This is a genomic window from Candidatus Rickettsia colombianensi (assembly GCF_003664375.1).
Taxonomy (GTDB): Bacteria; Pseudomonadota; Alphaproteobacteria; order Rickettsiales; family Rickettsiaceae; genus Rickettsia; species Rickettsia tamurae.
In genome coordinates this window covers 1-19,473 of the sequence record NZ_RAQN01000010.1, presented here as the reverse complement: position 1 = coordinate 19,473, position 19,473 = coordinate 1, and the positions used below count along the sequence as shown (strand labels likewise).

The following is a 19,473-nucleotide window of genomic DNA, read 5'->3' as shown; positions in this document are numbered from 1 at the left end:
CAATTACAAAAAGCAATAGCTTTTGATCGTAAATCTGACGCTCGTAAAAAGATTATGCTCGGCGGATTTTAAAGCAGGTCTTGATTATTTGCATCCCAATAATGCCCATATTCTTTATGGAATGCTTCTTGATTGTAAAGAGCAATTAATCGTAAATCCTAAAATTATTGATAAATGGAAAAGTAAAGGGCAGCAGCTCTTGAAGAAAAGTATTTGAGCTGTGATACCTTTTGGAATTAATCATATATTAACTGATGTTTTTTTCATATTAGTTGCTAAATATTCTAAGATTCTAATCTGTCCGTGATATGCTGCTATTGAAAACACAGTATCTAGATTCTCATCATGAAAGTTTAGATCTACGTCTTGTGATACAAGATATTTTACTTCTTGAAAATTATCTTTTCTTACCGCCTCTATTAAAGTATATTCTTTAATGAGGTATGTTGTTAAATTCTTCATTACATACCTCATTGTAGATTGCTAGCTAGTTGAATTAATTGTTCTTGTAAATTAATGCATTGTGCATCATATTCATTATACCGAGTGGTACAAATCTCTATTTCATTATTATTGTTCTTTTGCATCTCTTCCCATTCTTTTAACGCCTCTTTTGGCATATACATTGCTCCACTATATGAATCATATTCATAACTATCACAAGGAGTACAAGTAAAATTATAATAGAGAATCTAAATATGAACTACATTGTACGCTATTAAAAACAGCACTGTAATAATCATCTAGTAAAGTCTTGATTTTTGCCTGTTTGTTTAAATCATTAGTTACACTTATTGGTATACATGTTTTATATTGTGCTTTTAAGGTTTTAATTTCATTTATCTTCTCTTGGATCTGCTTTTCTTGTACTTTAGCTAATTTCATATTTTTTAGCTCTGCTTCACAAAACTTAATTTCATATAAAAATATATGTTCAATTATAACTTCACGAAATAATTCTATATTTAGTAATTTAATTATTTCTTCTTGAAAATGTGGTAAACATCCATGAGAAGCTTTAAACATTAAATTGCCATTGTTAAATAAAATTGCATCATATCTATCAGCAATAAACTCTTTTTCTGCATCCGTTAAATTATTGATGTTTTTAATTATTTCTTCTAATGATTTTGTTATATTTGCCTCTTTTTTTTAATTGTTTTAAGTAATTGAAAAGTGTATATTTCTGTTCCTTTTCATATATTTATAGTACCACTTTTTCTTATACTTATCAAGTATTACTTATATTTTTTACATATATTTTATAATGAAATGAGGATAGTGTTTTCTTGCAACATCATATTAACGGAAACACTTAATATATTTTATTTTTTCGCTTGCACTACTATTGAAAATGTGTACAATAATTAAAATCACTTATTTACAGATATACAGTTACCTACTAAAATGTAGGACATTTTAGTAGGTAACTAAACTTTTTGTCTCATGTGAGACAATTAAATTACAAGGTATATAGTAATGCAAATCATAACTGTTGATCCAAAAGACTGTACTAGATGGAAGTATGCCGACAGAGGTAACTTTGAGTTTGGGGATATCGCCTCTCTTGCACAGGACATTAAAAATAATGGTCAAATAGAACCAGTTCATCTTCGCACGCTTAAAGGTGATTTAAAGTTTAAGTATGAGATCATAGCAGGTAGTAGAAGATGGAAAGCGTGCCTAGATGCTGACCTGCCCCTTAAAGCCGTAATTGATGATGTCACCGATGAACATGCCGCAATCATTCAGATTAAAGAAAATCAAGGACTGGATATATGCGATTATTCAAAAGGATTGTATTATACGAGGCTTATTGTGGATTTGAACCTCAAGCAAGTGCAGCTTGCTAAGAATCTAAACATGACAAGAGCTAAACTCATGAACTATTTATATTTCGCTAAAATACCTAAGGAAATATGGGATACTGTCGGTAATGTCACTAAAGTAACAGCAAGAACTGCTTACTCAATTTTTTCATTAGCACAAAAAGGACAACAATATATAGATGCTCTCACAGATTGTGCTGATGATATTAGAAAAGGAATGGGAGCTAATTCTCTTGAAAAACTTGTACTGTCTAAAGTTAAAGATGATTCTTCGTTACTTAATGAAGTACCGCTAACTCTTGCTGATGGCACAGTTGTAGGCACTTGGGAAAATGGCATTTTCAAACTAAACAAAGATCTTAATGTCAACAAAGAGAAGTTCTTGAAACATATTCTGAAATTCTTTTGATTGGAGCATCATTAATAACATGCTGGCTTATTATTGGACTAAGAATCATAAATATTATAGACTCTGTACCCAAGAAAATCTCTTTGGTACTACTGACTTAATCTGCAGTTGGGGCTCTTTACACTCTAATAAAGGCAATTATAAAGTCATTCACTGTAACTCACAATATGATATGGATAAGAATATTAAACGTATCGCTAGGATAAGGAAATCAAGGGGTTATCAGCATACTCTTCCTATTCAAGAAGTATCTAATACTGCCAATAAAGATTTTAAATACAATAATCTAGAGCAAATAGCTGATACGTTAAGTACCTCAGATCAATATAAAGTTGTTAAGCGATATACAAAACCATCTTATTATCATTTACCAAATAGTACTCCAAAACAAATTGGGATATTTCTAGACACTGAAACTACCGGCTTATCATATGAAAAAGATAAAATACTTGAACTTGGCATGGTGAAGTTTGAATATACTGAAGATGGACGTATTTATCAAATAGTTGATGAATTTAATCAGTATCAAGATCCAAAGGAACCTATACCCTTGCACATTACTGAACTAACAGGAATTACTGATGAAATGGTTAAAGGTAAGCATATAGATCAAGAAGAAGTTATTCAGTTTCTTGAAAATGTTGATATCATTATTGCTCACAATGCTGCTTTTGATAGACCATTTTTTGATAAAATGTTTCCTAAAGTTATTGCCAAAGTTTGGGGATGCTCAAGAGCCGATATTGATTGGAAAGCTGAAAAAATAGAAAGCCATAAACTAGAATATCTTGCTTACAAGTATAATTTCTTTTATGAAGGACATAGAGCTGTAACAGATTGTCTTGCTGGCTTACATTTACTTGCTCAAACATTGCCTATTTCTAAACAACCAGCATTAAAGCAGTTACTTATTAATTGCAATAAAACAAGATTTAAGATTTGGGCAAAAAATGCTCCTTATGATACTAAAGACTTACTAAAAGCTAGAGGTTATCGCTGGTCCATGCACCCTGTTGAACATTATAAATCTTGGATGATTGAAACTTGTGAAGATAATCTTGATCTAGAACTTAGATTTTTACGTTCTAACATCTATAACACTACTTCAATCAATATCCTGCTGCAGACTATAAATCCTCATAACAGATTTAAATCTTAAAAAAAGAATAGTAACTTTATTACAATATACATTGTGCATATATTAACAAAAACAACTACCGCATATGGTATAGCAGCAAAAATTAATTGTTAATGTATATTTAGGATGAGAAGATAAAAAGATAGATTACTAAGTGTTAATAATTTTATTAAAGAGAGGTTAATTATGGTTAAGAAATCATTATTTTTAATTCTATTATGTATTCCAATGTTATCCGGATGTAAATGCTCAAAACATCACCATGCACAGTACCAGTATAATGAGTATAAAAAAACTGAATGTGGAAATCCTCCTCCGCCATGTACACATCACCATGAACCACGTGTGACTCCATATCCAGGTCCTTTAGTAAGTATTGATTGCCCGAAAGAATCTCTAAGTTATCATTCAAAACATCATAAAAAATACCACAAAAAGTATAGCAAGAACTATGATATGACAGGAGCATTACCGCCAAGATATTTACAAGTTAAAGATTTCAAGGAATGTCTTGGGACAGAGCCAGTATCCACACATACACAATACTGCATGCCGGAGCATAAACCGGAGCATTGTCCTGTTATCGCATGGCAGCAGCTAGTTAAATTAGATTTGCCTAGATGTAAGCTTAATTCGTAAGGTTTGGCATTAAATAAATGCAATGATTGTATAACTTTAAAATCTAACCTCATATGGATCAGACTGAAGAAACTCTCAAATTAGTTACTCAAAATTTGCGGTATTATGGCATTACCCTTTATTTTCTATCGCAAATAATCAGATAACTGAGTAATGTTTGTATATTTATTAATGATTATCAAAATATAGGAGAGCTTAAGGAGGGCATCAATGATTATATCAGTAAATATAATTATCAGAGATTTCATTCAAGTATTGGTTATAAAAAAACCATAAATGTCTATCTCGATAGTATACAACATCATACACAAATGGCTGCTTAATTTTAAACAGAATTACCAACTGATTAACTCTTTATTTTTGTCTTGATTTTTTAGTCCATTATACTTTTATACTATTGAATTTTCACACGTCACTACTTATATTTTTAGTGTGGAGGCTTGCTCCAGTAAGCTCACATCTTATATGTTATATAAATCCAAAAGAGGTATGTATGCTATATAACAACATCAAATCATATTTGCTATCTTGTATTACTGTTATCTTATTGACCAATACAGTTATTGCAGCTGATAATGAGGGTAAACCTGATAATAAGACTCAGACTATTTACTTGCGACACCCTCCGAACTTACGTCCTTTTTCTGCTTTGGATTACTACTGGAATAATATATTCGATGATAGGTTGTCTATCTATGACTCAAGTTCTTTAAAAACTAAATTTATTACTAAAGATAAACAATATACCCTAGTATTAGAAGTACCAGGGTATGACAAAAGCCAAATCAAAGTTAAAGTCAGCGGTAATAAATTATTTGTTACAGGCAATATAGAAAAAGATAATAAATCTGATGCTTCAGATGATTATACGAATAGAAATTTCAATTATGTAGTATCTTTATATGAAGATATAGATCAAAATAATATTTCTTCAAACTTAAAGAATGGTATACTGACTATTACTCTACCTCGTATGGAGGTTAAAGAGAAAGATGCAAAAGAAATACCAATTCAATAGGTAATATTTAAATTTTGCTAAATTACTACTAATCAATATTTATTTAATTTATGGTAGGTACTTATGACTTTTAATTTACCACGTATTAGAAATAAATCAGAGTTACAACATCACACAAATAAACGAAGCTATGTTGATGATATTTTTAATAACTTCTTTAATGAAATAGCTTCTTTTTCGTACCCTATTTCTTACAATGACAGAATGTTATCGCCTAGAACAGATATTACTGAAAATGAATCTGAATATCATCTAGAACTTGAGTTGCCAGGTGTCACACAAGATAATATTGATCTTAAAATAGATAGTAATATCTTAACTATTGAGGGCAAAAAGGAACAATCTACTGAGAAAAAAGATCATAATTATCATATGCAAGAACGATATTATGGTTCTTTTGCTCGCTCTATTAGTTTACCATCTAATATCGATGAAGAACATGTAAGTGCACACTTTAAGGACGGTATATTGTCTATAAAAATACCTAAAAAAGAACAAAGTAAGGCTAAGAAAATTAAAATATCATAATAGTGTGCGATTGCATATTACACATTAGTGTCGTGCTGCTTTTCTTCTTTTAGAATTTTATAAACGGCGGCACGGCTTATTTTCATTTCTTTGGCCAATGCCGTGCCTTTAATCCCTTCTGCATTTAATTGTAACAATTTATTCCTGTCTATAATACGGTTGCGACCAAACTTAATACCTTTAGTTTTTGCATCTAACCGTCCTTCATTAGTTCTTTCAAGTATCCGTACTCTTTCAGCTTCTGCTATTGCACTAAGGATTGTAATAACCATTTTTCCTGTACTGCCTTCTGTACTAATTCCATCATCAAGAAAACGCATGGCTACACCTATATTAGCAAACTGACTAACTAGGTTAATCATATCGGCAGTGTCTCTGCCTAAACGATCTAACTTAGTAATCAATATTACATCCTCTTCTTCTACCTTATGTAATAAGTTATTTAATCCTGGTCTATCTAAATTACTACCTGTTGCCTTGTCATAAAATATTCTTGATTCTTTTACTCCAGCATCTTTAAGACGTTTAACTTGTATGTCTAAAAGCTGCTGATTGGTTGACACCCTAGCATAACCAAATAATCTCATATTTCTTCTAATATATTGTATATTATATCGATTAGTAGACTACGCTGTCTACTAATAATGTTTTTACGATTTAATATACAGTATATTAGCCTTCTTTTCACCTGTCTACTAATTTCTAATTTAGTAGACAGATGGAATATCGCTTCTACAAGCAAAATTTGCGAGATAGGTAAAAAACCCCTAACACTAAGGTATTTTTCTACAGTGTAGTTACTGATAATATCCCGTAGTTTAGGGGTATATTGTCAAATATATCGTAAGTCTTGTCTGAATACTTCAATAGCTTTTGCTCGTGATAATACATAGTCCACCATCGGCTTTGGATAATTATCATACATTTTATGAAAATTGATGTTGTGAATAATATGTGTCTGAGCCTTTTTTAATGTAGGTAAATATTTTTTTATATATTCAGCATCAGGATCAAAGTGCTGCCCTTGAGTATAAGGGTTAAAAATACGGAAATAGGGTTGTGCGTCAGTACCGCAAGAGCTTGCCCATTGCCATCCACCAACATTAGAAGCAAGTTCGTAATCCATAAGATACTGAGCAAAAAACTCTTCGCCTTTGCGCCAATCTAAAAGTAAATTCTTAGTAAAGAAACTAGCAACAATCATTCTTGATCTATTATGCATCCAGCCATCACTAATAAGCTGCTTAACTGCTGCATCTATTATAGGATAACCAGTTTCGGCATTAATAAATTTATCAAAATACTCTTTTTTATTATTCCATGGAATTTTATTTCTATATTTTTTTAAGAATTCCTCATTAACAGTGTTTGGAAAATGATATAAAATAGTTGCGTAAAACTCTCGCCAAATTAGTTCATTAATCCAAGTGATAGTTCCTGGATTCAAGGAAGCATTAAAAGCCTTGCGGTAACATTCTCTTATAGATATAAGTCCGAATCTTAAATAAGGTGAGATGGTACTTGTGCCGTTACGATATAAGAAATCTCGATCGGTTTTATAAAAATTTATTCGGTTTGCAATAAATTTATTTAAAATATTTTGAGCGTTTCTAGGCTGCCAAAGCTCATCTTCTTTATAAACATAACCGATTTGTTTTAATGCTTCAGATGCCCCTACGTTTAAGTCAATAGTTTTTAGATCTATATCTTTCGGTATATATAACTTACCTTCTAAATTATAGCTATAATTCGTTAATAGCTTATTATGTGCTATAACTCCATTATTCGCTATAAATTTGCGAAAAGCCTGCATATAAGGAGTATATACTTTATAAGGCTTATTATCTTTTGTTAAAACTCTATCAGGCTTTATAAGTAAATGATCGCAATATAAATTAAGCGTGCAGTTACTACCTAACAACTCCTGTACTTTTTTGTCTTGTGCTATATTGCTCGGTTCATAATCTTCATCAGCGTAAATATTTTCAATTTTTAAAATAGCAGTAAGTTTGGAGATAATCTCTATAGGATTGCCGTGAAATACTAGCAGCTTTCCTTTTAGTTTCTTGAGTTCATCGTTAATTAAACAAAGTGTGTTTGCTAAAAAGGAAAGTCTTCTGTCATGTGGATTTTTAAACCTTTCTAGAATAGTGGTATCGAAAATAAATATAGGTAGGATTTTATCAGAATTACGCAAAGCTGCTGCAAATGATTTATTATCATGCAGTCGTAAATTACGCCGTAACCAAATTATGGAAGTTTTGTTCATATATGCTCAAATGTTTGTTGTGGGTGTATCGAAGCTGTAAATCTAAATTTCTACTGCTATTAATTGAGCATTACTACCTATTAGCTTATAGTCTTCTATAACAGCACTTGTTGAGTGAGGTGTATATGTTTCAAATAATAATGGCTCATGTTGATCATGACTACCAAAGAATGATGTTACATATTCAACAATAGGCTCTCCAACACTTGATAAATGCATCGCTGCTACTTTCTTTAAATATTTCAAGTGCCTCTTTAGCACTATATTTTGCTTCTTTTGAACCAAGTTCTTTTGGAATAGTGAGTAATGCAGCTATAAGACCGCCGACACTAGTACCGGAAATAACTAGAGTAGGAACTAATTTATACTAACAGCTCTATTTAACGCTTGCATTCTAATCAAAACTAAAGATAATATCAACCACATTTATTATATAGGAACTGTAATGAGTAATCATAATACACCAAAAGTCCCTGATAATGTTCATAATAAATTTATAAACATAATTAGAACCATTAAGTCATTTTGTAATGATAAGCTAAATGATGAATATTATGACCTGTCATTGAAATTAGCAGTTAAACTTGCAAGAAAAAGACCTCCCCCGTTATTGTCTGGGTAAGCATCCACCTGGTCAGCTGGTATAATTCATACCTTGGGTACGGTAAATTCTTTGTTTGATAAGTCTCAAAAACCTCATATCAGAGCTTAAGAAATAGCAGAATGGTTTGACATTTCTCAAAGCACAATCTCCGCAAAAAGCAAATCTATAAGAGATATGCTGAAAATTAGTCAGTTAGATCTGACGTGGACTCTTCCAAGCAGAATGGACGATCATCCAATGGCTTGGCTTATAGAAGTTAATGGCTTTATTATTGATATTAGAGGTATGCACCATATGATTTCCAAGTTAAAGCCTTTAATGCTGGTGTTATACCTTATATCCCAGGTGACAAAAAGTATTGAGATACCATTTTGCGTCACAGCGAAAGTGCCTTAACTGAAGGCCAACTTGATGGTATCAGTTCATATTGAGGAATTGATTTAGTTATATAAGATGGCTTTAAAACCATCTGTTCAATCTTATTATTTTTATTAATTAACTCAAGATAATATAGAAAAGGTTCGGTGGATTTAGGAAACATCTTTACAACTCTTTTGTTATTAAAGTGCATAGTTGAAACTAATTCATAAAGATCATATGAATAAATTGGTACTTGCATTTTTTGCTTTTTTAAACGTAACGTTCCAAATAATAATTCACTACTTAGTAAGCTACTATTTGTTCTTAATTCTTCTATACTAGAAAAAGGCTTTTTAATCAATACTTCAATACTTTTAAAGAATAATTCTTCTGAAAAGTATAGCTTGTTATTTTTAACAAACTGACTAATAAACACACTTAACAATCCTATTAAATCGTTAGTACCATTAGTGTGAAATATAATAAAATTATTTAGTTTACTAGCATAAAACATGCCAGCTATATAACCTGCTTCGTCATAAATATATTTATTATATAAATCCTTTAGTCTATACTTGTGCATATTTAAGGCAAAATATTTATAGATTCTACTATTATAAAAATTCATATAGTTATCAATATTCCATATCTCTAAAAGGATTTGTATACTAAGATAATCAACAAAACCTTCTTTGAACCAAAATTCCTTATCAGATTTTTCAGGTCTAAATTTAACAGTATAACCTATAATCTTATGTAGATATTCATGAGTAAAAGACCTTATAAACTCCGTATCAAATATTTGTTTAGTGTTCATTCCAACCACTTGAATAAATTCCTGACCATTACCGTATGCAAAATCTGGGTTAGTATTTATTGGACTTTCATTTTCAACAAAAATGAAAGTATTACGATTAATATTAATAGAGGGAAAGTGTTTTTTTAGATAAGTATTTATGCTGATAAGCTGAGGCTTGATTTTTTCTATAAGTACATAATAATCTTGAGTATATATAAATTTATTCTGTTTTTTGGAATCTACATATAAAGTGTTATAACCTTTAGCATAATATAGGCTATCAAAATCTTGAAGACTGAGTTTTACTTGTTTGTTATCCAGCACTTGATCCAAATTAGAGTTAATTTGTTGTGGAAAGTTATTCCAATTAAATTTCACATTAATATTTTGATGATCTTTAAAAACAGATTCTGGAATAATTATACTATGCTTACCAAATATTAAAAAAGAATCTTCTGATATATCTTGAAAAAGTTGATTATACCATCCCTTATAGTGCTCAAGTGTATAACTTATACAAGTACTACCTCTATAGTTAGTCTCAATATAATCATATTTTAGGCTTATATTGTCTCTAATATTAGTAACAACTTCTAACGATTTGTGATAATTATTTCGTTCAATAAAACTAGGCAAGAGCCATAAAACCTTTTTTGCATTATATCCAGATAAGCAAGCTTGTATTGTTATTCCTTGTTTATTTTTCCAAAAATCGTACTGTAGATCAGGTTTTTTATCTTCAGCAAATGTACTACATACCATCACAAGTATAATAAAACTATTACAATAATTTAAGATTTTTTGCAATTTCTTCTACCGTTAGACCATTTTTTAATAAATGTCCCATGACTGTAGTATAAAAATATTTTAGACCATCACAATATATTGATGAATTATTAAATTTATTTTTACAATGATCAGAGGAAAAAAGACAAAATGCAAATTGGTATGTTAGTAGATATTCAAAGCATTTGCTTAGATAAGAATCAAACTCCAACTATAAATATAGTTTTTGATCGATTAGTGAAGTTTAATCCTATTGCTTTGCAAGAGGCGATAGCAACAGAAGAAGCAAATGACGATGTATATTGTAAAATAGAAGAAGTTAAATGCATGGTTAGCAATCATGCAAAATTAACTAGCCTAGTTAGAGAATCATGAGAATTAATTAGGAAACTAAAATATGGCAGTTTGTATTACATAGAGTGGAACAAGAATTTTGAAAGTAACCCTCAGTATCTATTAAAGATAAGTGAAATAATATTAGAAGCTATCCATACTGGATGTAGCTCGGAAAAAGTTTATGCAATATTATCTAGCACTAATTTAAATAAAAAATTTAAGAAAATAATGTAATTATTAGAATTACAACTAAAGCAAGAAAGAGAAGATGCAAGAACAGCAACCAAACCAATTGATGCAAAAATTTCTGAAGTATCAGACATTCCAAAAGGTTATAAAATAATAATTTTTTCTACTGCAATACATAAATTATTACCATTATTACAACCCTATACACATTAGGCTTGGGAACGTGATAGACTAATCACAGAAAGGATAGAGAAAAATTTTTATGTACAAGAAAAACAAGTAATATTAGTTCGTGAGAGCAAAGAGGATTTTAAACAAAATGGCAGCTCATCTTCTGCAGTATTAGGTGAGATTAAATATGTAAAACAACAAGCGGAATATAAAGCTGAGATATATATTAAACCAAAGAACAGAGTTCGTTTAACGGGAGTGGTATTTAAAGAAGGGGTATTTTATGGAAAGGCGGAAGAAATCAGGGCAATAAAGATTAAAAATCAAGAAGAATTAGACAAAATACAAAGCAATGATGGGGCTACTGAAAATACCCCACTAGGTTCTATGGCAAGTACAGGTCACGATATTAATGAAATATCTGACGAAGAGTCTGTAACAGAACTAGAGGATACGCTCCCAAGAGAAATAACTTTAAAATTAACCTGAAACTTAAATATTAACAATAAACATGAGGAATCAATATGACAAAATAATCAAATAATCAAAACCGAAATTTAGAGGAAAAACAAAATATAGTAGAGGTAGGGGAAAATACTAACGATACAGCAAATAGTGCAGAATCATCACAATTAGTAACTCCTCTCAATGCAGAACCTAGCATTGATGACGACACAGTGAACAAATTAAAGAATCAATTGAGTTTTTCTACTAAAGCACTAGAGCAGTAACAGCAAGAATTGAGCAAAGTTCTATCTAGTAGTGCAGGACAACTTAATGATGCAGTCAAAACGTTTGATAAAACTATTGCTGCCAAAAAAAATCAATATGAGATACTGCAAAATGAAGTTGGAGTTTTAACTGTATTACCGGAAAAAACAAAAGAAGCAATAACAAATATCATACCGGATGTAGCACGTGAGCTAGACAAAATCCAAATAGAATATACAAAATCATTACATGATTCATATAATACTATCATCAGTGGTTACGCGGAGGAATTAAAAAAATACAAAACAGAAATAGAGCAAGTCAGTAACTCAATAACAGGACATAGTACAAAACATCTTAGTTCAGTAGATCAAAAACTAGACGAATATAGTAAAAAACTCTCTGCTAGTGCTACTCATGTTATAGAATGTAGCAATTTTAATTTTCTAAAGAATATGTGCCTAGTGGTATTATTCTTGGCAATCATATCAGGGGGTACTGCGTATTTAGTGACCACTAAATTTCCAAGATATTTAACTGTCACAGGTGCGAATAACGTTACAATACAAGATTGTGATGTAAGTGTTTTAGGAAAAGCTAAAGATAACGACAATCTGATGGCAAAAATGACAAGGAAGAAATAGATTCAGAAGAATACAAGTCAAAGGGACGTCCCTTTGACTTGAGTATTAGGATTTGAGAAGCTGGTTAATTTCAGAAATAGAAAGTCCTGTAATACGAGAAACTTCAGGAATAGAGTAATTATTAGAAAGCATATTTTTAGCTACTTCATATTTTCCCTCATTTCTACCAATCTGCATGCCTTCATTTCTACCAATTTGCATGCCTTCATTTCTACCAATCTGCATGCCTTCATTTCTACCAATCTGCATGCCTTCATTTCTACCAATCTGCATGCCTTCATTTCTACCAATCTGCATGCCTTGAGCAATACCCTCATCAATATATTTATCAGCAATAGTTCTCATAAGTCCCTCTTGGTCTGCTTTATTTAGATGTTTTGCTATGATTTTAGCAAGCTCTACTTGTTTATCTTCAGAGACCTTAGCATCACTATACCATAATAACCACTTAATGTAAATAAAGCCATTCGCCTTATCTATTTCAATACTACTTGCGAATTTCTCAAGTAAGCTTTGCCATAGATTTAATATATCACGAGCCTTGATATGTTTGAGCATATACTCCATCATACCAAGATGCTTCTTTTTCTCCATTTCATCATCACTTTGTTTTTGTAAATCAACAAGTAAGTATTCATCTGACATTAAAGCTTTAGCAGTACTGCTATCTTCAAATAACTCCCAAAAGCTCCTTGGAGCATTATAAGGTTTATCATTTGCATATACTACTATAGGACATATTAGAGGGAGTTTATCTTTTTCTTGTTTGATATTATTCTTTTTATTTGCGTCTTTATGTCTTTCACATAATAAAAGCATATACTGCCAAAGTCTGAAAGCAATCCAGTAATCACTACTAGACTGGTGCTCTATAAGCATATATATGTAAGCTTTGTCATTATCTACACTATCAGCGGTACTATCTTTAACATTATCATTTTTTAAAAAAACAGAATAAACAACATCACTGAGTCTTTTTCTTAAGTCCTCAGTAACAAAGCTTTCCTTTTCTATTTTAACACTATTTAGATTAATTTTGTTCTTAAATGACACTGGTAAATAATGCTCTAGAAACTCACGAGCAGCTACAGGCTCACTCATGACCTTTTTAAATAACTCGTCATGTCTTGAACGCTCAGCAGAACCACTATGTTCTGAGTCTATTTGTTGTTGTTTACGATTATGTTCTTCATTAGTCATGCTTGCAAATCCTTATAACCTCATAGTCATTGTATGTTCTAACTCTAACTCTTTGCGAAGCTCTTTAACTTCTGCTTTGATCTTAGCAAAGGTTGTGCTATTTGTTTCTCATCTACAAAGCATGGTATATTATTTTGCATCTCATACTTCATGTATTTAAGCGGGCATGAATATTTCTTAGCTCCTACCATCACATGCTCATCATCTAATAACTGCTTAATATTCTCATTGTGATGATCCATATAATGTTTCTCACATGTTTTACTTAAATTCTTAAGCACATTATGACTATCAGAAGAGTTAAATTGATTTAGTATCTCGTAATCATTTAATATACCATGTTTTTGAGCATATACTACCATGTTATGCATATTAGTAATTAACTTATCTTGCTCGATAGTCTTAGCATTTGAGATCGCAGATAATAAACTATTATCATACTTCTCTGCATATTTAAGCTTGCCATCAAGAGACTTATAGAACTCATGCTCACGGCTAATTGCAGCTAACATTTCATCAGCTGTTTTAGCATGCTCTTGATCCTGCTGAATCACCTGATGCTGAGTCTCTAACTGATAACGCTCCAAACTGCTATCAAAATACTTATACGTATCTTCTAAGTCTTTACTATTTTCTGCTCTTGCTCTTTAATTAAATCATTATCCTTAATCTCGTTTAGCCTTGCCATATTCTCCTCATACTTTAGAAGCTGCTTATCTAAATTCACTACTTGCTCTATAGATTTACGGCGGCTAACGCTTACTCCAAAGATCGTACCTATTCCAATGCCAGGTAGCTTTCCAAGTATTGATGGATTAGATTGGATTTGTGAGATTAGTTCCTTTATATCTACATCAGCGTTAGCAGCTTTAACTGCTTCCCACTTCGTTATGATCTCTGTTACTTGCTGCTCGTAAATACGTCCTAAGTAATGAGGAAATAATGTTTTTACAAAATTCTCTTGCACTTGCTCCTCTTGCTTTAGATCACTTAAAGCTTTCTGATTCTCAAGCAAATCACATCTCTTTAGCTCTATTAATTCTTGATTATCAAATATATAGCTATCGATAGCTGAGAGGTTCTTCTGTAATCTTCTTATTAATTTACTTGCAGCTCTTATAGTATTAGAGGAAGGTTTTTGCTCTAATACTTGTCCATTACTTGCACTAACCTTGCTACCGTGAAAATCTAGCTTTTGTTGTACTAATTCTCTTTCTGCTAAAATCTCACCACTAGCATCTCGAACTACCATCATTAAATCTTGATACGCCTTGCATTGCAATTACCTATTGTGCTTTTTTGAGTTATATCTTTTAAATAATACTTGTATGTGTCAAAACCAGCATGTTTGCGTAGTGTCTCATAGTTAATATTAAGCTGAATAGTATGCTCTCCCATTAATATAGAACTGCTGGTGAATGTGGTATTGTCTTTGATTAGCTGAAGTCTAGTTGATATTCTACTAGCTATTTCCTCTAATTTCTCATCATACTTTGCTCCCTGCTCCTTGATCTCCTCAATCCGCTCTTCTAACTTAGCCCTACGATCTTCTAACCTACTAAAATTCTTCTCTCTAACTTCTACTTTGTTCTCACTTATTAATTTGCTCTTATCTTTCTTCTTGCGAATCAAACGCTTAAATTCATCTGCATTATCAGCATCAATTACACTGCTGTAACTGTCACAAATTAACCCTGCGTAATCTTTTAAAACACCTTTGTCTAATTTTAATTCTTCAAAGATCTCCTTCAGGTTCTCATAATCACTCTCTCTTAGGCAAACAGCAATGATTTTGCTTTGATGTTTGCTATCAAAGCTCCTTGAAGTTAATTTTAAGCTTGCCGTCACTATAGGTGACTCCTTTCATTTCCTTGCTATCTTGTTGACTACTGTGTGCACTCTCCGATTCTTCCTCTTTCACTCCTTTTACAATATTTTCAATTGTGTATTTAAAGCTATCCTCGCCATCAGCAAATACAATATTATATGGATCAATCTTTAAATCTTTGATGCCTAGCTCTAATTCAAAATCTATAACAGGACTTGTATCATCTCACTTGATACTCTTTAGATTAGTAGCTTGGGTAAGAATTGTACCGTATAATCTTGTGATATTGCCAGGGGATTCAGTATCGCTCTTCCACTCTCTTATCTTGCCGTGACACTCAAAGACTCGTGACCTTGCTTCTAAATAATCCTTGATGACTAACTGATTACCGTCTAATATGCCACCATTCTTATAGTCTATGGCAAAGCTATTATTTACTCTTCTGCTGACTGCAAGAGTTAAGCCAATTCGGTATTTCTTTTGGTGCATGTGTTTTATACGTTTTGCCATTCTCACTTTTTTTCTTTTCAGGTAGCATTTCATAGCTATTAATCTTAAACTGCTTTCTAATTTTTTCTACTTCACTATCAAGACGTTGATACACTATGTTTTCCAGCTCTTTTGCGGATGCATGAAGCTTAACCTCCTCCCTATGACGTGACATTAAGACTAAAAACGCCTCATATCCAATAGAACGGTCAAAATATACATGCATGCGATCTACTGTCTCACCTTGCAATTTGTAGCCAGTTAAAGCGTATCCATGATTTAACTTCACCCTTCTCTTATTGTTAAAGGAATCTAAAAATGTATTAATCTCGATTATATCCTTTGAACCATCAGCTTTATGTACTAGTACCCGTAAAACTCCATCACCTTTACTATTAGCACTGCTGCCAAAAGGATTTACGGATAATATTGTTCCAACTTCACCATTGCTTATGCCGTATCTTAAACTATTCTCTTCCAATACAACCTGGTCGCCTTTCATCAGCGGTATCAACCTACCGCCACTGCTAATTAATACCTCTCTGCCTTTTAATGCTCCGCTATGCTTTAGCTCATCTCTGACTCTTCTGTTAAACTCAGCTACCTTCTCGTTAGTGTATGCTCCAATTGCAATACTTCGCATAGCTATTAAATCATCTCGCTTAAGATTATCTATCTGCTCAGTATATTCTTTAGCAAATGATGATATTAAGCTAGTTTTAGCCTCTTCTTCATTATCCTTAATATTAAAAACATCTAAATTTCTATATATCTCAATTGCTTCATGCATCTGGAAGCGTCCCATTGCTTCGGTAGATTTCCTGTACTCTACTCTTTCCTGTCTTCTGACCTCTGTAAGCTTAACTCCCCATGCAATCTTGCGTGCTTTGTTAAATGCTCCAGTCATACCAACAGCTGTAAACTGGTTGTTATCTCCAACAAGCACTAATTTTGCCTTAGCTCTGAGTACCTCGTGGGCTAAATAGTCCATATTAGCAAGCTCTATCATACTTGCCTCATCCACAATCAGTACAGTCTTGCTATCAAGCACATCCCCGGTTTTGCCACTAAATACAGTATCGCAACCAATAGATTTTAAATATTCCTCCTCCTCATAATATTTACTGCTTAAATCTATCTTAAAATTCACTCCTCTTGATTCCTCTATCTTCTTACGTAGTAAGCCTGTATTATCGGCTTTTATACCGGCATTTCTGCTAAGTACCTTGGCAGATACGCTACTTGGACCAGTACCTACTACCTTAAATCCTGCATTCTTGTACTACCTCACTATCTCTCTCATCACGAAAGTCTTGCCTGCTCCAGGATTACCTTCTAGTACACTAATATCAGAGCCGTTACATCCTGATAAGATTGCTTCTATTTGCTCAGTACTGAACTCATGGTTTTTACTGCCAAATACATTAAGCTTTAAACCTAAACTACCTCCTATATTATCGTTAAATTTATTTTGTAGGTTTGCTCCTACTACATTTACCAAATCGCCTATTTGTTCTTTGAGACTATTTCTTTCTAAACTCTCAGCGTTAATATTAAGATTATGCTCTTCCTTAGCATTTAACTCTTCTATAGCAGATACATAACGACGCTCTAAATTCACTCTTGATTTCAAGGAGTATACTGTTCTACCCATCAAATCTTTTTGGTCCATCAGCTCTATTTTGTCTGATACAAGTAGCTGATTATATAACCTTAAAAACTCCTCTCCATATTCTTTGTTCAAATGCTCGATAGCCGGGTTGTGAGCTGTACTTGTTGCTGGATTATTACTTAAGCTTTTTGATGCATCTTCACTACTACCTTGCTCCTGAACTAATCCTTTTCCAAACGCCCTAATAGCTGCTTGTTCCTGAGTAATATTGCTGCCTTTTAATACTAAATGCACCATTAAAGCGTCCGATAATGCTATCGCTATATCTAAACACAGGTTTTGTATATGAAATACGACCAAATACTATCTCCGGATTCTCATATATCTTCTTTGCATTCTCAACTATTATTTCTTGATTCTTTGCCTCAAACTCAGTCGATTCCATATAATAACTAGCTCCTCTATGCTTAGTCGGCTCTTGATCTATACCCAGCCGCTTATACGACTTACTACTTACTCTAAATGGCAAACCTGCTTCTTCATACAGTTTATTAATTGCTATCTCACATTCTTCTCTTAGAAAATATAAGAATCTTGTACTTTCTAACTCCCTATCCTTTACCTTTCCAATTACTACTTCTCCATTCTCTAAACGCTCTAATCTTCTTGTGAAAAACTGAAAATGTACATGCGGATTATCAAGGTTATCGTAATGTATGTTAACGTCGCATACTATACCTCGTGATACTAAATTCTTGTTTACGTACTCTGCCACTAATTTAATATTTTCTTCCTGACTTACCTCACGTGGTAAGGCAAAACAAATCTTCTCAGCAGTTCTAGAATCATCCCTTGTTTCTCTTGCTTCTGCCGCATTCCATAACTGCTCTCTATCCTTTAACCAAACTACATCTTCAAGCTCCTCAGGCACAAATATCTTGCGGTATACTACTCCTGGCTTTTTAGTAAAATCATAAGTAATACTTATCTCTTCACCAGTTTCTTTATCGATAGTTTTGTACGCTAATTTTGATGCAGAAATATACGCAGCTGAAGCAACGGCATTTTGTCCCTTGCTCCTTTGTACAGATGAAATACTGAAGTACATTAATGCCATGTCAACTATTTTTTTAATTATTATGTCTTCTAATTTCTTCATTCTGTTGCATGATTTCTAATGATCTTTTATTATACCTAGGTCCAACATGACGAGTCGGAACTTTATCTATTCCAAGTGCTTTAAAGGATTTTGCAGTCACCCTAAAAGGCAAACCTACCTCTTCATATACTTTGTTAATCAGTGAAATATTGCCATTATTAATGTATCCCATTTAAATATTACTCTGTAGATATTTTTACTACTCACTGAGCGCATGGCATTTTGTGTAAACAAAATGCGGTAATGCTTAATGCAGGTAATGCTCTAACTATTGATGATAGATTGTTGATTGGATTTTTAAAGTTTGCAAAAAACTCTGATAATAAAAATCATGCTTTCTTGAATGAATTGAAAGAGGTGCACAAGAAATCTAAGATGCCCAGTAAACCAAAATCAGGCAACACAAAGACTGATTAAATTAATCACAAAGAAATTATGGTATACTCGTATGCAATTACAAAAAGCAATAGCTTTTGATCGTAAATCTGACGCTCGTAAAAAGATTATGCTCGGCGGATTTTAAAGCAGGTCTTGATTATTTGCATCCCAATAATGCCCATATTCTTTATGGAATGCTTCTTGATTGTTAAAGAGCAATTAATCGTAAATCCTAAAATTATTGATAAATGGAAAAGTAAAGGGCAATCTCTTTTACACAAGAATATTTGACTTAAACTATTACCCTGTACAAATCACAGAACATTGATATCAAAAAAATACAATCTAAATTAGCAATAATACTATGGGACAAGATC

25 protein-coding genes and 2 pseudogenes are annotated in these 19,473 nt (G+C 32.2%); 11 read left to right on the top strand and 16 right to left on the bottom strand.

What is annotated here, in order from left to right; all coding sequences use genetic code 11:
- The first annotated feature begins 22 nt into the window (after positions 1-22).
- Positions 23-217 carry a conjugal transfer protein TraD gene (traD, locus tag D6968_RS03560; RefSeq protein ID WP_245969284.1) on the top strand — a complete coding sequence of 65 codons (195 nt, stop codon included), beginning with the start codon at positions 23-25 and terminating at the stop codon, positions 215-217.
- A 23-nt stretch (positions 218-240) separates the two neighbouring features.
- On the opposite strand, the gene D6968_RS03555 is transcribed toward traD, so the two are convergent.
- Genes D6968_RS03555 through D6968_RS03550 form a run of 3 tightly spaced genes read right to left on the bottom strand, consistent with a single transcriptional unit; the run spans position 241 to position 1,026 of the window.
- Positions 241-462: an ankyrin repeat domain-containing protein gene (locus tag D6968_RS03555; protein WP_177717275.1), complete on the bottom strand. Its 222-nt coding sequence runs from the start codon at positions 460-462 to the stop codon at positions 241-243.
- Positions 463-470: 8 nt separating this feature from the next.
- Entirely contained in the window at positions 471-620 is a 150-nt protein-coding gene (locus tag D6968_RS05250) for a hypothetical protein (protein WP_177717272.1), read from the bottom strand.
- Between the two features lie 58 nt (positions 621-678).
- Positions 679-1,026, bottom strand: coding sequence for a hypothetical protein (locus tag D6968_RS03550; protein ID WP_121543453.1), 348 nt, complete (start codon positions 1,024-1,026; stop codon positions 679-681).
- A gap of 453 nt (positions 1,027-1,479) precedes the next feature.
- Here D6968_RS03550 and D6968_RS03545 point away from each other — a divergent pair, with 453 nt between their 5' ends.
- The 6 genes from D6968_RS03545 to D6968_RS03520 all read left to right on the top strand — a co-directional run bounded on the left by D6968_RS03545 (position 1,480) and on the right by D6968_RS03520 (position 5,561).
- Complete coding sequence (locus D6968_RS03545; RefSeq protein WP_121543451.1) at positions 1,480-2,238, top strand: ParB/RepB/Spo0J family partition protein; 759 nt, start codon at positions 1,480-1,482, stop codon at positions 2,236-2,238.
- Positions 2,239-2,257: 19 nt separating this feature from the next.
- Entirely contained in the window at positions 2,258-3,397 is a 1,140-nt protein-coding gene (locus D6968_RS03540; RefSeq protein WP_342767355.1) for a 3'-5' exonuclease, read from the top strand.
- 165 nt (positions 3,398-3,562) lie between these two features.
- A complete protein-coding gene (locus tag D6968_RS05245; RefSeq protein WP_177717270.1) occupies positions 3,563-4,015 on the top strand; it encodes a hypothetical protein in 453 nt (150 codons plus the stop codon).
- A gap of 146 nt (positions 4,016-4,161) precedes the next feature.
- Entirely contained in the window at positions 4,162-4,338 is a 177-nt protein-coding gene (locus D6968_RS06670; RefSeq protein WP_121543511.1) for an IS3 family transposase, read from the top strand.
- A gap of 170 nt (positions 4,339-4,508) precedes the next feature.
- The gene (locus tag D6968_RS03525; protein WP_121543447.1) at positions 4,509-5,033 is read left to right on the top strand and encodes an Hsp20/alpha crystallin family protein; all 525 of its coding nucleotides are present in this window, start codon (positions 4,509-4,511) and stop codon (positions 5,031-5,033) included.
- A 63-nt stretch (positions 5,034-5,096) separates the two neighbouring features.
- Complete coding sequence (locus D6968_RS03520; RefSeq protein WP_121543445.1) at positions 5,097-5,561, top strand: Hsp20/alpha crystallin family protein; 465 nt, start codon at positions 5,097-5,099, stop codon at positions 5,559-5,561.
- Positions 5,562-5,578: 17 nt separating this feature from the next.
- On the opposite strand, the gene D6968_RS03515 is transcribed toward D6968_RS03520, so the two are convergent.
- The 3 genes from D6968_RS03515 to D6968_RS03505 all read right to left on the bottom strand — a co-directional run bounded on the left by D6968_RS03515 (position 5,579) and on the right by D6968_RS03505 (position 8,049).
- Positions 5,579-6,148 carry a recombinase family protein gene (locus D6968_RS03515; protein WP_121543443.1) on the bottom strand — a complete coding sequence of 190 codons (570 nt, stop codon included), beginning with the start codon at positions 6,146-6,148 and terminating at the stop codon, positions 5,579-5,581.
- Between the two features lie 245 nt (positions 6,149-6,393).
- Positions 6,394-7,830 carry a cryptochrome/photolyase family protein gene (locus D6968_RS03510; protein WP_121543441.1) on the bottom strand — a complete coding sequence of 479 codons (1,437 nt, stop codon included), beginning with the start codon at positions 7,828-7,830 and terminating at the stop codon, positions 6,394-6,396.
- A 42-nt stretch (positions 7,831-7,872) separates the two neighbouring features.
- Entirely contained in the window at positions 7,873-8,049 is a 177-nt protein-coding gene (locus D6968_RS03505) for a DUF5424 family protein (protein WP_245969302.1), read from the bottom strand.
- Positions 8,050-8,275: 226 nt separating this feature from the next.
- Here D6968_RS03505 and D6968_RS05970 point away from each other — a divergent pair.
- A pseudogene (locus tag D6968_RS05970) lies at positions 8,276-8,830 on the top strand (DUF6398 domain-containing protein).
- Here D6968_RS05970 and D6968_RS03490 read toward each other — a convergent pair.
- Positions 8,811-10,400, bottom strand: a complete 1,590-nt coding sequence (locus tag D6968_RS03490) for a hypothetical protein (protein ID WP_141110523.1) — start codon at positions 10,398-10,400, stop codon at positions 8,811-8,813. The pseudogene D6968_RS05970 and the gene D6968_RS03490 overlap by 20 nt on opposite strands.
- Before the next feature lie 129 nt (positions 10,401-10,529).
- On the opposite strand from D6968_RS03490, the gene D6968_RS03485 reads away from it, so the two are divergent.
- The 3 genes from D6968_RS03485 (at position 10,530) to D6968_RS05965 (ending at position 12,430) form a co-directional block, all read left to right on the top strand.
- Entirely contained in the window at positions 10,530-10,754 is a 225-nt protein-coding gene (locus tag D6968_RS03485) for a hypothetical protein (protein ID WP_121543435.1), read from the top strand.
- Positions 10,755-11,333: 579 nt separating this feature from the next.
- Positions 11,334-11,564: a hypothetical protein gene (locus tag D6968_RS03480; RefSeq protein WP_121543433.1), complete on the top strand. Its 231-nt coding sequence runs from the start codon at positions 11,334-11,336 to the stop codon at positions 11,562-11,564.
- A gap of 251 nt (positions 11,565-11,815) precedes the next feature.
- Positions 11,816-12,430: a viral A-type inclusion protein gene (locus tag D6968_RS05965; protein ID WP_245969273.1), complete on the top strand. Its 615-nt coding sequence runs from the start codon at positions 11,816-11,818 to the stop codon at positions 12,428-12,430.
- 45 nt (positions 12,431-12,475) lie between these two features.
- Here the strand turns inward: D6968_RS05965 and D6968_RS03470 are convergent, their stop codons facing one another.
- The 9 genes and pseudogenes from D6968_RS03470 to D6968_RS03445 all read right to left on the bottom strand — a co-directional run bounded on the left by D6968_RS03470 (position 12,476) and on the right by D6968_RS03445 (position 18,890).
- Positions 12,476-13,630 (bottom strand): Rpn family recombination-promoting nuclease/putative transposase, encoded by a 1,155-nt coding sequence (locus D6968_RS03470; RefSeq protein ID WP_121543431.1) that lies wholly within the window; start codon positions 13,628-13,630, stop codon positions 12,476-12,478.
- 44 nt (positions 13,631-13,674) lie between these two features.
- On the bottom strand, positions 13,675-14,217 hold the full coding sequence (locus D6968_RS05960) for a hypothetical protein (RefSeq protein WP_245969270.1): 543 nt from the start codon (positions 14,215-14,217) through the stop codon (positions 13,675-13,677).
- Positions 14,218-14,246: 29 nt separating this feature from the next.
- Complete coding sequence (locus D6968_RS03460; protein WP_245969268.1) at positions 14,247-14,885, bottom strand: hypothetical protein; 639 nt, start codon at positions 14,883-14,885, stop codon at positions 14,247-14,249.
- Entirely contained in the window at positions 14,885-15,478 is a 594-nt protein-coding gene (locus tag D6968_RS03455) for a hypothetical protein (RefSeq protein ID WP_121543429.1), read from the bottom strand. The genes D6968_RS03460 and D6968_RS03455 overlap by 1 nt, the downstream gene beginning before the upstream one ends.
- A 205-nt stretch (positions 15,479-15,683) precedes the next feature.
- Entirely contained in the window at positions 15,684-15,947 is a 264-nt protein-coding gene (locus D6968_RS05955; RefSeq protein WP_177717282.1) for a hypothetical protein, read from the bottom strand.
- Positions 15,889-17,166 (bottom strand): annotated as a pseudogene (locus D6968_RS05950) (AAA family ATPase); the annotation flags it as partial. The pseudogene D6968_RS05950 and the gene D6968_RS05955, both read right to left, overlap by 59 nt.
- A 63-nt stretch (positions 17,167-17,229) precedes the next feature.
- A complete protein-coding gene (locus D6968_RS05945) occupies positions 17,230-17,856 on the bottom strand; it encodes a hypothetical protein (RefSeq protein WP_245969266.1) in 627 nt (208 codons plus the stop codon).
- Entirely contained in the window at positions 17,801-18,718 is a 918-nt protein-coding gene (locus D6968_RS05940) for a MobA/MobL family protein (protein ID WP_245969264.1), read from the bottom strand. The genes D6968_RS05945 and D6968_RS05940 overlap by 56 nt, the downstream gene beginning before the upstream one ends.
- Positions 18,690-18,890 carry a hypothetical protein gene (locus tag D6968_RS03445; RefSeq protein ID WP_121543427.1) on the bottom strand — a complete coding sequence of 67 codons (201 nt, stop codon included), beginning with the start codon at positions 18,888-18,890 and terminating at the stop codon, positions 18,690-18,692. Before D6968_RS03445 ends, D6968_RS05940 begins: the two co-directional genes overlap by 29 nt.
- Between the last annotated feature and the right edge of the window lie 583 nt (positions 18,891-19,473).

Excerpts from the sequence above, each read along its gene's own strand:
- D6968_RS03540 (WP_342767355.1), top strand. The coding sequence starts at position 2,258 with ATGCTGGCTTATTATTGGACTAAGAATCATAAATATTATAGACTCTGT.
- D6968_RS03445 (WP_121543427.1), bottom strand. The coding sequence starts at position 18,890 with ATGGGATACATTAATAATGGCAATATTTCACTGATTAACAAAGTATAT.
- D6968_RS03550 (WP_121543453.1), bottom strand. The coding sequence starts at position 1,026 with ATGTTTAAAGCTTCTCATGGATGTTTACCACATTTTCAAGAAGAAATA.
- D6968_RS03515 (WP_121543443.1), bottom strand. The coding sequence starts at position 6,148 with ATGAGATTATTTGGTTATGCTAGGGTGTCAACCAATCAGCAGCTTTTA.
- D6968_RS03470 (WP_121543431.1), bottom strand. The coding sequence starts at position 13,630 with ATGACTAATGAAGAACATAATCGTAAACAACAACAAATAGACTCAGAA.
- D6968_RS05250 (WP_177717272.1), bottom strand. The coding sequence starts at position 620 with ATGCCAAAAGAGGCGTTAAAAGAATGGGAAGAGATGCAAAAGAACAAT.
- D6968_RS05945 (WP_245969266.1), bottom strand. The coding sequence starts at position 17,856 with ATGGTGCATTTAGTATTAAAAGGCAGCAATATTACTCAGGAACAAGCA.
- D6968_RS03505 (WP_245969302.1), bottom strand. The coding sequence starts at position 8,049 with ATGCATTTATCAAGTGTTGGAGAGCCTATTGTTGAATATGTAACATCA.
- D6968_RS03525 (WP_121543447.1), top strand. The coding sequence starts at position 4,509 with ATGCTATATAACAACATCAAATCATATTTGCTATCTTGTATTACTGTT.
- D6968_RS03485 (WP_121543435.1), top strand. The coding sequence starts at position 10,530 with ATGCAAATTGGTATGTTAGTAGATATTCAAAGCATTTGCTTAGATAAG.
- D6968_RS05940 (WP_245969264.1), bottom strand. The coding sequence starts at position 18,718 with ATGAAGAAATTAGAAGACATAATAATTAAAAAAATAGTTGACATGGCA.
- D6968_RS03545 (WP_121543451.1), top strand. The coding sequence starts at position 1,480 with ATGCAAATCATAACTGTTGATCCAAAAGACTGTACTAGATGGAAGTAT.
- D6968_RS05955 (WP_177717282.1), bottom strand. The coding sequence starts at position 15,947 with ATGCACCAAAAGAAATACCGAATTGGCTTAACTCTTGCAGTCAGCAGA.
- D6968_RS03510 (WP_121543441.1), bottom strand. The coding sequence starts at position 7,830 with ATGAACAAAACTTCCATAATTTGGTTACGGCGTAATTTACGACTGCAT.
- D6968_RS03555 (WP_177717275.1), bottom strand. The coding sequence starts at position 462 with ATGAAGAATTTAACAACATACCTCATTAAAGAATATACTTTAATAGAG.
- D6968_RS03460 (WP_245969268.1), bottom strand. The coding sequence starts at position 14,885 with ATGATGGTAGTTCGAGATGCTAGTGGTGAGATTTTAGCAGAAAGAGAA.
- D6968_RS03520 (WP_121543445.1), top strand. The coding sequence starts at position 5,097 with ATGACTTTTAATTTACCACGTATTAGAAATAAATCAGAGTTACAACAT.
- D6968_RS05245 (WP_177717270.1), top strand. The coding sequence starts at position 3,563 with ATGGTTAAGAAATCATTATTTTTAATTCTATTATGTATTCCAATGTTA.